This window comes from Amycolatopsis sp. CA-128772, assembly GCF_002904295.1.
Taxonomy (GTDB): Bacteria; Actinomycetota; Actinomycetes; order Mycobacteriales; family Pseudonocardiaceae; genus Amycolatopsis.
Map to the genome: position 1 here is coordinate 1 of NZ_PPHG01000058.1, position 13087 is coordinate 13087.

Genomic DNA, 13087 nt, shown 5'->3' on the forward strand with positions numbered 1-13087 from the left:
CCAACTTCGCCAGCTCGGGGCACCTGGCCGCCTACGCCGGCATCGCCCCGGTCACCCGCAGCTCCGGAACATCGATCAAGGGCGAACACGCGGCTCGAACCGGAAACCGCCAGCTCAAACGCGCGTTCTTCCTCGCCGCGTTCGCTGCCCTGTCGGACCCGACCAGCAGGTCCTACTACGACAGGAAACGCGCCGAGGGCAAGAAGCACAACGCCGCGCTGATCTGCCTGGCCCGCCGCCGCTGCGACGTGCTCTACGCGATGCTGCGCAACGGCACCCTCTACCGCCACCCCGAACCCGCTCCCACCGCCTCTGCGGCTTGACAACCACATAGGGACACCCCCCGGGGACGGGTGGGGGCCGTGTCTGGGCCAGAGTGGTGGGCATGATCCTCGAGACCGAGCGGGCCGCCGTGTGTGCTTATGCGCGCCGGATGGTCGGGGATGGCCTGGTTGTCGGTACCTCCGGGAACGTCTCCGTGCGGGCCGGGGATCTCGTCGCCGTCACGCCGAGCGGGGTTGCCTACTCCACTCTCACCCCCGCCGACATCGCCGTCGTCGATCTCGGGGGTGCCGTTGTCGAGGGGGCGCTGGCGCCGACCAGTGAGCTGCCCGTTCACCTGTCCGTGTACTGGGACGTTCGGGACCCGGACGGTGAACCCGTGACCGCCGTCGTCCACACGCACTCGCCGCACGCCACCGCCGTGTCGACGCTCGTGCGTGAGGTGCCGCCGATCCACTACATCATCGCCACCATCGGGCCGTCCGTGCGCGTCGCGCGCTACGCCACCTACGGCACGCCGGAGCTCGCGGCCGCCGTGCTCGAAGCCCTCGAAGGGCGCCGTGGCTGCCTGATGGCCAACCACGGCACCCTCACCTACGGCGACGGCCTCGAAGCCGCCTACCACCGCGCGCAGCAGCTCGAATGGGCCTGCCGCGTGTGGCTGCTCGCGCAGAGCGTCGGCCGGCCCAGCCTGCTGCCGCCGCCCGAGGTCGCCAACGTCGTCGACCGGCTGCGGGGGTTCGGCCGGGGCTGACCGGCGCCGGCCGCGAACGGGGACGCGAAAGGGTCAGGACGCGACCGCGTCCAGCAGCTCGACCACGGTCGGGTCGTCGACCGCCTCCTTGATGCACTGCCACAGCTGCAGGTTCGCCGTCGCCCAGCGCGAGTACGTCGCGGCCGCCTCCGGGTTGTAGAAGTAGTACCCCTCGTCGTGGACGTCGCACTGCTCGCCGACGATCTTGTCCGCCAGCTCGCGCAGGCTCAGCCCGTTCTCGCGCAGGTACCGGTGGGCCAGCACCACCGGCGTCACCGGCAGCGCCTTGAACAACGTGTCCGCGTCGCTCAACGCCTGCGCTTCCAGCGAAATGTCCCGGCCGCGGGTGGCCATTTCGGCTTCGTCGACGATTTCGTCGACCCACCGCGCAATCCGCGGGGGGACGCCGCATTCGGCGAGGATTTCCAGCCGGAGGCTCCGGCCCGCGGCGGCGGGCGAGTTCCGGAGCACCAGGTAGTTGACGTCGTGCACCAGCGCGGCGATCTCCACCACCGCGACGTCCGCGCCGTTGTGCCGGGCGAAACCGGCCGCCTTCGCGCGGACGAAACTGACGTGGTGCCAGCCGTGGAACTGCAGCCGCTCGGCGTACTGCCGGCAGAGCCGGTGGACCCTTTCTTCAACGGCACCGACAACGGCGTCGACGATCACGTGGTCGATCGTGCTTTTCTGCGTGCGCATACACCTCTCCCATCCCGGCCGTGGTGTTCAGACGGGTGGAGTAATGGTAAGCGCCGCTGACGCCGGTGTGTAGCTAGATGCGGTCGGCCAATTCCCCCAATCGGACCTCAACCGGAACGTGACGATGTCCTGTCCTGCTGGCCGGGTCGAAGGAGAGGCTGAAACCGCTCACCGGCCGTGATTTCACCAGGAAAGTCATCGTTCCGGTACCCGCTTCGGGAATCCGGTGGAATTCGTGGGCCAGCATGGTGGCGCAGGCCCCGGCTTCGCACATCGTCCGGCGCCGCAACCGTGCGGAGCAGATCAATCCGCTGCCGGCGTCGATCGTCGTCTCGTACCTTTCGTGCAGGTAGTTGCCACGGAGGAGCGTGGTGCAGAAGTGGTATCTGTGGTTGTGCACGGAATCCGCGTACCCTTCCCGCCAGTCCTCCTGCGCCTTGTATTCGTGCAGCCAGAAGGAAAACGGGTCGGCCGGCGAATCGAGCAGGCACCAGGCGAAGTGGGTGGTCGTTTCGCGGGACGAGCGCAGCACCTTGGCGGCCTGCGCGCCGGACAACGCGCGGAGCTGCGTGCGCAGCTCCTCCCGCAGGCCGGGCTGGGCGGCCCACGGCCGGAACCAGCCGTCGACCGCGCGCCAGTCCGCGGCGAGCGGGAAACCGGCCGTGCGCAGGCGCGTGGCCAGTTCGGAAAGGGGGGACAGGCGGGTGAGCAAGGTCAGCTCCCTAGCTCGGCGACTGCGGAGAACTCCGCGCGGAAGGCGTGGAACTTGCCCTCCAGCTCGCGGAACTGCTCCTCGGACAACGGGGATCCGGTGATCTTCTCGAACAGCGCCAGGAAATCCGTCCGCGTCGTCGCGGACGTGATGCGGAAGTGGCGGCCGGTCCGGGACTGCGAGACGCGCACGAATTCGGCGCGTTCCATGTTGTAGAGGAAGGAACCTTCGGTGAACCGCAGCGACCGCGGGTACAGCTTCGTGGCGCCGCGGACGTCGCTGTAGAGCGACACCCACACGCTGTCGTCGAACATCTCGAGCCGGTCCAGCGGCGGATCGGCGACCACGGTGATGTCGACCTGGGCGCAGCGGCTGCGCGCCAGGAAGAGGCCGACGAGCCCGATCCGGATCTCTTCGTCGAGCCGGGTCTGGATCCGTTCGTAGTCGACGTCGGCCGCCTCGCGGCGCAACAGGTACCGGGCGCGCCCGCTGATCGAATTCGCGTCGCGCGGATCGGCGATGACGGCCCGCAGTTCGCGTTCGGTGCGGGAAAGCAGCAGCCGGGCGGCCGCGTGCCGCCCGGAGAAGCCGCGGAAGAAGTACTGCCGCGTCGCGTCGAGGTCCGCCATCAGCGCGCGGTTGAACGCGGGATCGGGGTCGGTGGTCGCCTCGAACACGTCGGTCGGGAAGAACTCCTTGTTCAGCGCCCGGTATTCGGCGCTGAGGTCTTCGAGCGCGCGCCTGCTCTCCTCGATCACCGGCGTCACGAGCGCCTTCTGCGAGGCGCTGGCGGTGATCAGCGTCTGGCCGAAGCCGACGATCGCGGAGATCAGGGTGCCGGTGCCCAGCGACGTCACCAGGTTCTTCCCCGTGCCGGGGTCCATCAGGCCGGCGATCCACAGGCTCAGCCCGGCGACCACGACGAGCACCGTGAGGAGCAGGCTCGTCCTGGTCCAGAAGATCTCCTGCAGTGGGGTACGGCGGAGGCGTCCGCCAGGCGCGGCCACGTGCTTCACCTCCCTCGAACCACCCGAACGGACGTATGCGTAAAGTGTCTGTTCGAGCGCGGGGAGTTACTTTACGCGCCTGACGGTGTCCGCGAAATAAGAAGTTCGGGGGACAAGGATGACGGACAGACGTCACTCTCGGCAATAATTCACCGAGTTGCCGAGTTTTCCGAAAATCACGGAAAACCATGATCAAAGAGTGGCGGGCAGGCCCTTTTCGTACCAGCCGGGGCCGGGCTGGGCGGTCATCAGGAAATCCACCACGACCGGCGCCGGCGCCGCGTGGATCTCCAGGAGATCGCGCTCGCCGCGGGCGGTGTCGACCGGCCAGGCCAGTTTTTCCCGGTCGAGCGAAAACTCCCCGCGGGCCCCCGTGCGGTTGCCGCGGGCGTCGAGCCGCGACCACCTGCCGTGCAGGTACACGGCATTCAGCCCGTGCAGCGCGGACAGCTCCTGGTAGCAGAACCCGGCCGGAATCCCTTGTGCCCGCAGCAAAGCGGCGAGCAGGTGCGCCTTCGCGTGGCAGATCCCGACGCGCTCGCGCAGCACGTCCGACGCCCGCCAGGTGACCCGCGGGTCCCCGGCGTCGATGACGTGTTCGACCTCGTCGCGCACGAAGAGGAACGCGGCCTCCGCGCGGGCGGCGGGATCGTCGCCCGCGGGCCGCAGGGTGCCGGCGAGGGCGCGGATCGCCGGGTGTCCGTGATCGACGACGGCGTCCGCGGCGAGGTAGTCGCTGAGCCGATCGGAGGCGGGAGACGGAACGGGACTCATCCGCGCATCCTGACAGGTTCGGCCATCCGGGCGAGAGAGGTTTTCGGGGCGGCAACGCTCCGCGGTTGCCGGCTACGGAACGTAGAAGTCCGGTGGGAAGCCGGTCCAGCGCAGTTCGGCGGGCAGGTGGCTCAGGTCGTTGTAGGTCAGCAGTACGGCGGGCCGCCCCGGCGAGTACTGGAGGACGGTGAGCCCGGCGTGGGCGTGGCTGAAGGTGAGCCACCGCCACTTCGGCGCGTCCTGCGCGGCGCGGACGAGCCACCCGACGAGGAAGTTGTGCGTGACGAGCACCTGGTACCGCGGTTCCGACCCCGGCACGGGCCCGCTGAACCGCCGTTCGGCCTCGGCGGCTCGCTCGTCGTCGGCGGGCGGGAACTGCCGGGTGAAGGCGAGCAGGAGGTCACCGGAGGTCTCGGGGAGCTCCTCCCGCATCGGCGTGTAGGGGACGAAGTCGTCAGCGGCGTCTTCGACGTGCCGCGGCACCCCGGGAAGCTGCGCGGCAACGAGGTCGGCGGTCTCGGCGGCGCGGGGCAGGGGGCCGTGGTGGATCGAGGTGACGGGGACGTCCCGGAGGCGCCGCCCGAGCAGAACGGCCTGCCGCCGGCCGGCTTCGGTGAGCCGTCCGCGCCGGTCCGCTTCACCGTGTCGGGTGAGGAAGAGGTACCGGGTGGTCAGCACGGGGTCAGGGTGCCATGTGTCCGCCGTGTGGGTGAATGTGGTGGGCCGTGTTGAACTGGTGAGCGAACGGTCAGCCGACCGGGACGAGCACGCCTTCGGGGCGCTGGCTCGGCGCGAACTGGGCGCTCAGCCGGACCGGCGCCGGATGGGGCGGGAGAACGAGCGAGGCGAACGGGGTGATCGTGTGGTCGTGGCCGCTGTTGGTCTGGAGGTGGACGCTCACGTGGACGTTGCGGTCGGCGGGGATTTCGAAGGAGACCGCGCCCCAGGAGACGATGTACTGACGGCCGTCGATGCTCGCGATCGGGGCGTAGGCGCGGACGGTGTGGCCGAGGTGGGGGATTTCGACGGTGAGGAGGCGTCGGGGGCCGTTGTGGTGGTCCACGTAGGGGATTACGCCTGGGGTGGTTGACAGGTCGGTCATCTTCTCGTGTTGCATTCGTTCCTGCCGGGCTTTCTAGAACTGGTAATACAAGAACGGGCTGAAGGTCCCCGTGGCGATCAAGATCGCCGCGTACAACAGCCCCACCGTCATCACGCCGATTCGCAGTGCCGTGGCCGGGCGGCTTCTCGACGACTCCAGCAGCGGGCCCGTCACCGGATGCGCCGGCAGTACGAACACCGCCAGCGCCGCCAGCAGCAGGACCAGTCTCTGGTTCGTCAGGGCCTGCTCCACCCCCGCTCCCAGGCCGTCGAAGTCCGGGAGCAGCAGGTGGCCGATCATCGTCAACGCGTGGCCCAGGTCCTGGGACCTGAAGAACACCCAGCCGAACACCACCAGCAGCATCGTCAGTGCGCGGCGGAGGTTGCGCTTCCAGCGGATGGCCGGGTCCATGTCCAGGGCGAACCGGCGCTCGATCACCAGCAGTGCTCCGTGGTAACAGCCCCACACCAGGAACGTCCACTGGGCTCCGTGCCAGAAGCCCGTCAGCACGAACACTATGCACAGGTTCCGGTACGTCTTCGCCGCTCCCTGGCGGTTTCCACCCAAGGGGATGTACACGTAGTCGCGGAACCAGCGGGACAGCGACATGTGCCAGCGGCGCCAGAACTCCGTGATCGTCACCGAGGAATACGGCCTGGCGAAGTTCTCCGGCAACCGGAAGCCCAGCATGCGGCCCAGGCCGATCGCCATGTCCGAGTAGCCCGAGAAGTCGAAGAACAGCTGGAGCGTGTAGCCGATCGCGCCGAGCCAGGCCGTGGCGAACGTCATCTGGTCCGGGGGGACCTTGAAACACGCCTCGACCAGGGGGCTCAGGGAGTCCGCGATGATCGTCTTCTTGCACAGGCCCAGTGCGAACCTCGGGAAGCCCGCCGCGATGTCGTCGAGGCGGTGGGAACGCAGCTGGGGGAGCTGGTCCGCGATCTCGCGGTAGCGCACGATCGGGCCCGCCACCAGCTGCGGGAACATCGCGATGTACGCCGCGAACGACACCGGGTTGCGCAGGGCCTGGCGCTCTCCGCGGTAGATGTCGACCACGTAGGAAATGTGGTGGAACGTGTAGAACGAGATGCCGATCGGGACCACCAGGCTCGCCACCGGCACGCTGCCGCCGAACCAGTGGGCCACCGCCGCTACCTGCTGGGTGGCGAACCCCGCGTACTTCCAGATCAGCAGCACCGCCACGTCCAGCGACACCACCGCGATGAGGATGCGGCGCCGGCGGGTGCCGTTGACGTCCCAGGGGCTCGGGGCCAGCAGCGGGCCGACCAGGAAGTTGACCACCATGCAGCCCAGCAGCAGGAACACGAACCCGCCGGCGCCGATCGTGTAGAACAGCAGGCTGCCCACCGCGATGATGCCGTTGCGCCACGTCCGGGGGCACAGCAGCACGGCGATGAGCACCGCCGGCATGAAGTACCACAGGAAGAGCGGCGAAACGAACGACATCGGGTCCCCTCGGTTTATCCGCGGCGACTCTAACCCGACTGGGTGGGGGTGTTCAGACCCGCCCGGCGGCACGACGGCGCCGCGCCACCTCCGCGAGCAGCACGCCCGCCGCCACCGAAGCGTTCAGCGACTCCACGCCCGCCGCCATCGGGATCGATACCGTCGCGTCGCACGTCTCGCGGACCAGGCGGGACAGGCCGCGGCCCTCCGAGCCCAGCACGATGACCAGCGGGTCGGCCGCCAGCTCCAGCTCGTCGATGTCCACCGACCCGTCGGCGTCCAGGCCGACCAGCATCAGGCCGTCGTTCGCCCACGTCTTGAGCTGGCGGGTCAGGTTGGTCGCCACCGCGATCGGCAGCTTCGCCGCCGTGCCCGCGCTCGTGCGCCACGCCACCGCCGTCATGCCCGCGCTGCGCCGCTCCGGCAGCAGCACGCCGTGCGCGCCGAACGCGGCCGCCGACCGGATCACCGCACCCAGGTTGCGGGGGTCGGTGACGCCGTCGAGCGCGACGAACAGCGGGACCTCGCCCGAGTTGCGCGCCGCCGCCATCAGGTCGTCCGGGTGCGCGTACTCGAACGGCGGGACCTGCAGGCCCAGGCCCTGGTGCACGGCCCGGTTGGTCTTGCGGTCCAGCTCCTCGCGCGGGATCTCCAGGATCGAGATGCCCTTGTCGCCGGCCAGCCGGACGGCGTCGTTGACCCGGTCGTCGATCTCGATGTTCAGCGCGACGTACAGCGCCGTCGCCGGGACGCCGGCGCGCAGCGCCTCGACCACCGGGTTGCGCCCGGCGATCAGCTCCGGCTTGTCGGCCTTCTTCTGCCGGGCCGCGTCGCGCTTGGTCTGGGCGTTCGCCTGGCGGTACGCCTTGTGCCCGGGGCGGTCCTCCGCCTTCGGGGTCGGCCCCTTGCCTTCGAGGGCCTTGCGGCGCTGGCCGCCCGAACCGACGACGGCGCCCTTCTTGGTGCCCGTCTTGCGGATCGCGCCCTGGCGCCGCGAGTTGCCTGCCATGGTGAAAGTTTCCTTGCTGTGTAACGGGATCAGTCGGACTTGACTGTCCACTGAGGACCGTTGGGGGTGTCCTCCACCACGATGCCCGCCTGCGAGAGGCGGTCACGGGCGGCGTCCGCGCGGGCGAAGTCCTTCTCGGCGCGGGCCTGCTGGCGCTCGGCCAGCAACCCTTCGACGATCCGGGACAGCGCGTCCTTGGTGGGCGTGTCGGAACCGCCCGCCTCGGACCAGCGCGCGGACAGCGGGTCGAGGCCGAGCACGTCGGTCATCGCGCGGACGGCCGCGGCGAGTTCGAGTGCCTTGGGGTTGTCGCCCGCGTCCAGGGCGGCGTTACCGTCCCGGACCGTGGTGTGGACCACGGCGAACGCCTGCGGGGTGGCGAGGTCGTCGTCGAGCGCGTTCGCGAACTCCACCGGGATCGTGCCCAGCGTCACCTCGCCCGCCTGCGCGGCGCGGCGCAGGAACGTCTCGATCCGCCGGTAGCCCTGCGCGGCCTCGGAGACCGCGGCGTCGGAGTACTCGATGTTGGAACGGTAGTGCGGCTGCACCAGGTAGTACCGCAGTTCGGCGGCCCGGTAGCGCTCCAGCATCGCCGGGATCGCCACGGTGTTGCCCAGCGACTTCGACATCTTCTCGCCCGACATGGTGACCCACGCGTTGTGCAGCCAGAACCGCGCGAACGCGTCGCCCGCAGCGTTGGACTGCGCGCGCTCGTTCTCGTGGTGCGGGAAGACCAGGTCGATGCCGCCGCCGTGGATGTCGAACTCCGCGCCGAGGTAGGCCGTCGCCATCGCCGAGCACTCGAGGTGCCAGCCCGGCCGGCCGTTCCCCCACGGCGTCGGCCACGACGGCTCGCCCGGTTTCGCGCTCTTCCACATGGTGAAGTCACGCGGGTCACGCTTGCCGCGGGTCGGCGTCTCGCCCTGCTGGACGTCCTCCAGGACCTGGCCGGAGAGCTTGCCGTAGTCGTCGAACGACTTCACCGAGAAGTAGACGTCGCCGTCCGCGACGTAGCCGTGGCCGCTCTCGATGAGGCGTTCCATCAGCTCGACCATCTGGGTGACGTGCCCGGTCGCACGCGGGTTGATCGACGGCGGCAGGCAGCCGAGCTGCTCGTACGCCTGCTCGAAGGCGCGCTCGTGCGTCGCCGCCCACTCCCACCACGGCCGGCCGGCGTCGGCGGCTTTGGCCAGGATCTTGTCGTCGATGTCCGTGACGTTGCGGACCAGCAGCACGTCCAGTCCACTGTGGACGAGCCAGCGGCGCAGGACGTCGTAGTTCAGCGCACCGCGGACGTGCCCGATGTGCGGAACGCCCTGCACGGTGGCCCCGCACACGTAGATCGACGCCGTTCCGCTACGGACGGGGTGGAACTCCCGTGCGCTCCGGGTCGCTGTGTCGAAAAGGTGAAGGGCCACCCTCGAAGGGTACGGGGTCGGGCGAGAGGAATATCTCTGGGTCTCAGCCGACGCCGTGGTCGCGCAACGCCGTGAGCAGGGCATCCGGCCGTTCGGCCGTCGGCAGCGGGTCGACCAGCGCGAACTCGCAGCCGAGCGCGCGGGCGCCGCCGTCGGCCTCCTCGCTGTCGCCCACCATCAGCGTCTCGGTGGCCGGCACGCCGAGGGCCTGCACGGCGTTGCGGAAGATCTCCAGCTCCGGCTTCACCGCGCCGACCTCGAAGGACAGCACGAATTCGTCGACGTAGGCGTCCCACCCGCGGGCGGTGAACGCGGGCCGGATGTCGAAGGCGATGTTGCTGAGCACGCCCACCTTCAGGCCCCGCTCGGCGGCGGCCTTGAGCGCCGCTTCGGTGTCCGGGTACGGCGTCCACTGGCTGGGATCGATGAGCCGGTCGTACAGCGCGACGGCCTGTTCGGGCCGCGGGACACCGGACTTCTTGAGCACCTCGAGGTACACCTTCCGGTGCAGCTGCGGGTCGCGGTCGCGGTGCTGCCACGCGTGCACGTGCTCAGCGTCCAGCTCGACGACCTGTCCGACCGGGGCGGTCATCCGCCGCATCAGCTCGGCCTGCGCCTCGATGTCGAGCGGCGTGCCTTCGTGGTCGGTCAGTTCGGTGAGCCAGGACTCGTCCTGCTCGAGCCGGAAGAGCGTGCCGGAGAAGTCGAACAACACCGCCCTGATCGTCATGGCACCCAGCCTAACGGGAGCATCAGGCCGAATGCCCTGTGATGTGTTCGGGGACCACCCGCACCAGCACGCGTACGACGTCGGCCGGCTCGGGCGGGAAGACGGTGCCGGTGTACTTGCGGGCCAGCTCGTCGTTCAGCTCGCGCCCGCCCTCGACGGTGACCTCGGCACGGCCGCGGATCTCGACGTAGTTCTCGGGGTCCGCCAGATCGAAGACGGACAGCGACACCCGTGGGTCACGGCGGATGTTGCGTTCCTTGCGCCGGCCCTGAACGGTCACGAAGACCACGGTGTCCCCGTCGCGGCGCGCCCAGACGACGGAGCTCTGCGGCGAGCCGTCGGCGTTGGTGGTGGCGACGACGGGGTAGTTGGTGCCGTCGAGCAGGGCCTTGGTGGCCTCGTTGAAAGTCACACCCATGGCCGGAGCGTATCGGGCGGGTCCGGCGAAAAGCGGGAAAGCTCACATCCGGTGCCGGGTCATTCCGCCGCGAGCAGCAGCGCCGTCGCGAAGGCCGCGATGCCCTCGCCGCGCCCGGTCAAGCCCAGGCCGTCCGTCGTGGTCCCCGACACGCTCACCGGGCCGCCCAGCGCGTCCGACAGCACCTTCTGCGCCTCTTCGCGCCGCTTGCCCACCCGCGGGGTGTTGCCGACGATCTGGACCGTGGCGTTGGCCACTCGCCAGCCCGCCGCCTCGATCAGGGCCCTGACCTCGGCCAGCATGTCCGTGCCGTGGGCGCCGTCCATCCGGGGGTCGCCGGTGCCGAACACCGCGCCCAGGTCGCCGAGGCCCGCCGCCGACAGGAGGGCGTCGCACAGGGCGTGCGCTGCGACGTCGCCGTCCGAGTGGCCCGCGCAGCCGTCGGTGTCCGGCCAGCGCAGGCCCGCCATCCAGCACTCGCGGCCCGGTTCGATCGGGTGAACGTCCACCCCGTTGCCGATCCTCACAGCGTCTCCTCGTTCTTCGGTGCCGCCGCGATCGCCTCGGCCAGTGACAGTTCGAAATCGCTCGTGACGCGCATCGCGTCCGGGTGGCCGTCGACCGTCGCCGCGCCGAGGGGCACGAGGTCGGGCCGGAACGCCGTCAGCGCGTAGCCCACGGGCGTCTGGAGCGTGCGCAGGCGGGTGCGGTCCTCCGTGCGGGTGATCAGCGAATCGGCATCGGTCACCTTCACCGTGTCGGCCATCGGCAGCACCGGGACGACGACCGGCGCGCCGTCACGGACCGCGCTGATGACGTCACGCACCGTTTGCGCAGGAATGAAGGCACGCAGCGCGTCGTGGAGGAGTACAACTGAGTCACGGGAAAGTTCGGGCTCGACGGCGGCGAAGGCTTGCCGGAGCGAGCCGGGGACGACCCGGCAGCCGAGGCCGCCGACCGCCTCGGAAAACGACGACGCACACCGCTGGGGGGCCGCCACGAGCACCAGATCGATCTCCGGTACGTCGAGCAGCCCCCGCACGGTGTGCGTGAGCAGTGCCTCACCATGGACCGGCGTGAGAGCTGACTCCCCGTCGGAGGCATGATGTGCGACGGTCACGATCGCGACGACGTTCATCGGTACGCGATCGTAGAGGCACCCGCCCGCCCGTCGGGCAGGATGCCGCGGTCTCAGACCGTCGCGGTTTCCAGAACTTCGTCGAGGAGGACCTCAGCCTTGTCCTCGTCGGTGCCCTCCGCGAGCGCGAGCTCGCTGACCAGAATTTGCCGCGCCTTCGCCAGCATGCGCTTCTCACCGGCTGAAAGTCCGCGGTCCTTCTCTCGCCGCCAGAGGTCGCGCACCACTTCGGCCACCTTGTTCACATCGCCGGAGGCGAGCTTCTCGAGGTTGGCCTTGTACCGACGAGACCAGTTGGTGGGCTCTTCGGTGTGCGGAGCACGCAGAACGTCGAAGACCTTGTCCAGTCCTTCTTGCCCGACGACATCGCGCACGCCTACGATCTCGGCGTTGTCAGCGGGCACGCGAACCGTGAGATCCCCTTGCGCGACTTTGAGGACGAGGTACTTCTTTTCCTCGCCCTTGATCACGCGGGTCTCGATGGCTTCGATGAGTGCGGCACCGTGGTGCGGGTAGACGACGGTCTCTCCGACCTTGAAAACCATGTGTCCTCTGCCCCTTTCGCTGACCCCATCCTAGCACGGGCCGCCAGTGCCCACCTAGCGGGCCGGACTCGTCCTCGCAGGTCAGCGGCCTGGCCGGGGGTTGACAAACGTCGGACCCCCGTGCTCACGCAGGTAGCGGGGAAGCGTTTCGTCACAGGCCGGGAATTCCTTTGTGGACGGTTGATCTTGGTCGCCGCGCCCCGGCAACGCACACCCGTTCCGCGGCGGAGATCGACCCCGGCTAGTCTTCGGGGCGACGAGGCCGTGAAAAGGGAAGGACTGCGACGTGAGGCTGCAGAATCGTCGCGTGCTCGGTGCGGGCGTGCTGGCGCTCGGTGCCGCGCTCGCGCTCGCCGGGTGCGGGGCCGGTCAGATCACCCAGACCTCCACGCAGCAGGCCGCGGTCAACGGTACGCACGCCCAGGTCAAGAACATCGACCTGCGCAACGCCGCGGTCCAGTACCCGACCTCCGGCCCGGGCTACCCGGCCGGCGCGACCCCCGCGCTGACCCTCACGATCGTGAACCGGGACGCCCGGGACGACTCGCTCGTTTCGGTGACGGTCGAGGGTGGCGGCCAGGCCACCATCAGCGGCTCGAAGGCGGTCGTCGCGGCGCACTCACTGGTGATCGGCCCGGACGCCGCGGCCGAGTCCACCAACGAGGTGCAGCCCACGTCCTCGGGCGCGCCGACCTCGTCTTCGGCCGCCCCGACGTCCTCGGGCACCCCGACGTCCTCGAGCGCCCCGGCCGGCAGCAGCTCGGCCACGAACAGCCCGGGCAACCTCACCGCCACGGCCACCTCCGAGGTCCCGTCGTCCGGCCCGGCCGCGACGCCGACCGCGCCCGAGAAGGTCGGCCAGGCCACCGTGACGCTGCCCGCGCTGAAGCAGCCGCTCTGGCCCGGTCAGGTCATCAAGGTCACGTTCGTCTTCCAGAACGCCGGCCCGGTCACCGTCGACCTGCCGATCGCGGCGCCGGCGCACGTCAAGGAGTAGGTCCCCGGTTTTGTCGGTGGTCGCCGATAGCCTCG

17 protein-coding genes are annotated in these 13087 nt (G+C 69.7%); 3 read left to right on the top strand and 14 right to left on the bottom strand.

Translation table 11 applies throughout. The features are described 5' to 3' along the window. Nucleotides 1-323: transposase (locus tag C2L59_RS20450; RefSeq protein ID WP_146060413.1), on the top strand; the 323-nt coding region annotated here is incomplete at its 5' end. A 62-nt stretch (nucleotides 324-385) separates the two neighbouring features. Continuing rightward, on the top strand, nucleotides 386-1036 hold the full coding sequence (locus C2L59_RS20455) for a class II aldolase/adducin family protein (RefSeq protein ID WP_103351110.1): 651 nt from the start codon (nucleotides 386-388) through the stop codon (nucleotides 1034-1036). A 33-nt stretch (nucleotides 1037-1069) separates the two neighbouring features. Here C2L59_RS20455 and C2L59_RS20460 read toward each other — a convergent pair whose 3' ends face one another. The 14 genes from C2L59_RS20460 to C2L59_RS20525 all read right to left on the bottom strand — a co-directional run bounded on the left by C2L59_RS20460 (nucleotide 1070) and on the right by C2L59_RS20525 (nucleotide 12055). Beyond that, on the bottom strand, nucleotides 1070-1735 hold the full coding sequence (locus tag C2L59_RS20460; protein ID WP_103351111.1) for an HD family phosphohydrolase: 666 nt from the start codon (nucleotides 1733-1735) through the stop codon (nucleotides 1070-1072). Nucleotides 1736-1808: 73 nt separating this feature from the next. Continuing rightward, entirely contained in the window at nucleotides 1809-2447 is a 639-nt protein-coding gene (locus tag C2L59_RS20465) for a hypothetical protein (protein WP_103351112.1), read from the bottom strand. A gap of 2 nt (nucleotides 2448-2449) precedes the next feature. Beyond that, a complete protein-coding gene (locus C2L59_RS20470) occupies nucleotides 2450-3463 on the bottom strand; it encodes a hypothetical protein (RefSeq protein WP_199199170.1) in 1014 nt (337 codons plus the stop codon). A gap of 183 nt (nucleotides 3464-3646) precedes the next feature. Next, nucleotides 3647-4228 (bottom strand): transglutaminase family protein, encoded by a 582-nt coding sequence (locus C2L59_RS20475; protein WP_103351113.1) that lies wholly within the window; start codon nucleotides 4226-4228, stop codon nucleotides 3647-3649. A 72-nt stretch (nucleotides 4229-4300) separates the two neighbouring features. Further along, nucleotides 4301-4906, bottom strand: a complete 606-nt coding sequence (locus C2L59_RS20480) for a histidine phosphatase family protein (RefSeq protein WP_103351114.1) — start codon at nucleotides 4904-4906, stop codon at nucleotides 4301-4303. Nucleotides 4907-4976: 70 nt separating this feature from the next. After that, complete coding sequence (locus tag C2L59_RS20485; protein WP_103351142.1) at nucleotides 4977-5330, bottom strand: hypothetical protein; 354 nt, start codon at nucleotides 5328-5330, stop codon at nucleotides 4977-4979. 33 nt (nucleotides 5331-5363) lie between these two features. After that, complete coding sequence (locus C2L59_RS20490) at nucleotides 5364-6797, bottom strand: MBOAT family protein (protein ID WP_103351115.1); 1434 nt, start codon at nucleotides 6795-6797, stop codon at nucleotides 5364-5366. Between the two features lie 52 nt (nucleotides 6798-6849). After that, entirely contained in the window at nucleotides 6850-7806 is a 957-nt protein-coding gene (gene rlmB / locus C2L59_RS20495; protein WP_103351116.1) for a 23S rRNA (guanosine(2251)-2'-O)-methyltransferase RlmB, read from the bottom strand. 29 nt (nucleotides 7807-7835) lie between these two features. Continuing rightward, nucleotides 7836-9224: a cysteine--tRNA ligase gene (gene cysS / locus C2L59_RS20500; protein WP_103351117.1), complete on the bottom strand. Its 1389-nt coding sequence runs from the start codon at nucleotides 9222-9224 to the stop codon at nucleotides 7836-7838. A 43-nt stretch (nucleotides 9225-9267) separates the two neighbouring features. Then, a complete protein-coding gene (locus C2L59_RS20505; RefSeq protein WP_103351118.1) occupies nucleotides 9268-9954 on the bottom strand; it encodes an HAD family hydrolase in 687 nt (228 codons plus the stop codon). A 22-nt stretch (nucleotides 9955-9976) separates the two neighbouring features. Beyond that, nucleotides 9977-10372, bottom strand: a complete 396-nt coding sequence (locus C2L59_RS20510) for a PPOX class F420-dependent oxidoreductase (RefSeq protein ID WP_103351119.1) — start codon at nucleotides 10370-10372, stop codon at nucleotides 9977-9979. Nucleotides 10373-10431: 59 nt separating this feature from the next. Beyond that, the gene (gene ispF / locus C2L59_RS20515) at nucleotides 10432-10899 is read right to left on the bottom strand and encodes a 2-C-methyl-D-erythritol 2,4-cyclodiphosphate synthase (RefSeq protein WP_103351120.1); all 468 of its coding nucleotides are present in this window, start codon (nucleotides 10897-10899) and stop codon (nucleotides 10432-10434) included. Continuing rightward, nucleotides 10896-11510: a 2-C-methyl-D-erythritol 4-phosphate cytidylyltransferase gene (locus C2L59_RS20520; protein ID WP_103351121.1), complete on the bottom strand. Its 615-nt coding sequence runs from the start codon at nucleotides 11508-11510 to the stop codon at nucleotides 10896-10898. The genes ispF and C2L59_RS20520 overlap by 4 nt, the downstream gene beginning before the upstream one ends. Nucleotides 11511-11563: 53 nt before the next feature. Then, a complete protein-coding gene (locus C2L59_RS20525) occupies nucleotides 11564-12055 on the bottom strand; it encodes a CarD family transcriptional regulator (RefSeq protein WP_004559016.1) in 492 nt (163 codons plus the stop codon). Nucleotides 12056-12341: 286 nt separating this feature from the next. On the opposite strand from C2L59_RS20525, the gene C2L59_RS20530 reads away from it, so the two are divergent. After that, nucleotides 12342-13052 carry a hypothetical protein gene (locus C2L59_RS20530; protein WP_103351122.1) on the top strand — a complete coding sequence of 237 codons (711 nt, stop codon included), beginning with the start codon at nucleotides 12342-12344 and terminating at the stop codon, nucleotides 13050-13052. Nucleotides 13053-13087: the final 35 nt, after the last annotated feature.

What these genes read in the sequence shown, in the direction of transcription:
- C2L59_RS20455 (WP_103351110.1), top strand. Translation starts at nt 386, where the DNA reads ATGATCCTCGAGACCGAGCGGGCCGCCGTGTGTGCTTATGCGCGCCGG.
- C2L59_RS20460 (WP_103351111.1), bottom strand. Translation starts at nt 1,735, where the DNA reads ATGCGCACGCAGAAAAGCACGATCGACCACGTGATCGTCGACGCCGTT.
- C2L59_RS20475 (WP_103351113.1), bottom strand. Translation starts at nt 4,228, where the DNA reads ATGAGTCCCGTTCCGTCTCCCGCCTCCGATCGGCTCAGCGACTACCTC.
- C2L59_RS20485 (WP_103351142.1), bottom strand. Translation starts at nt 5,330, where the DNA reads ATGACCGACCTGTCAACCACCCCAGGCGTAATCCCCTACGTGGACCAC.
- C2L59_RS20490 (WP_103351115.1), bottom strand. Translation starts at nt 6,797, where the DNA reads ATGTCGTTCGTTTCGCCGCTCTTCCTGTGGTACTTCATGCCGGCGGTG.
- rlmB (WP_103351116.1), bottom strand. Translation starts at nt 7,806, where the DNA reads ATGGCAGGCAACTCGCGGCGCCAGGGCGCGATCCGCAAGACGGGCACC.
- C2L59_RS20505 (WP_103351118.1), bottom strand. Translation starts at nt 9,954, where the DNA reads ATGACGATCAGGGCGGTGTTGTTCGACTTCTCCGGCACGCTCTTCCGG.
- C2L59_RS20510 (WP_103351119.1), bottom strand. Translation starts at nt 10,372, where the DNA reads ATGGGTGTGACTTTCAACGAGGCCACCAAGGCCCTGCTCGACGGCACC.
- C2L59_RS20520 (WP_103351121.1), bottom strand. Translation starts at nt 11,510, where the DNA reads ATGAACGTCGTCGCGATCGTGACCGTCGCACATCATGCCTCCGACGGG.
- C2L59_RS20525 (WP_004559016.1), bottom strand. Translation starts at nt 12,055, where the DNA reads ATGGTTTTCAAGGTCGGAGAGACCGTCGTCTACCCGCACCACGGTGCC.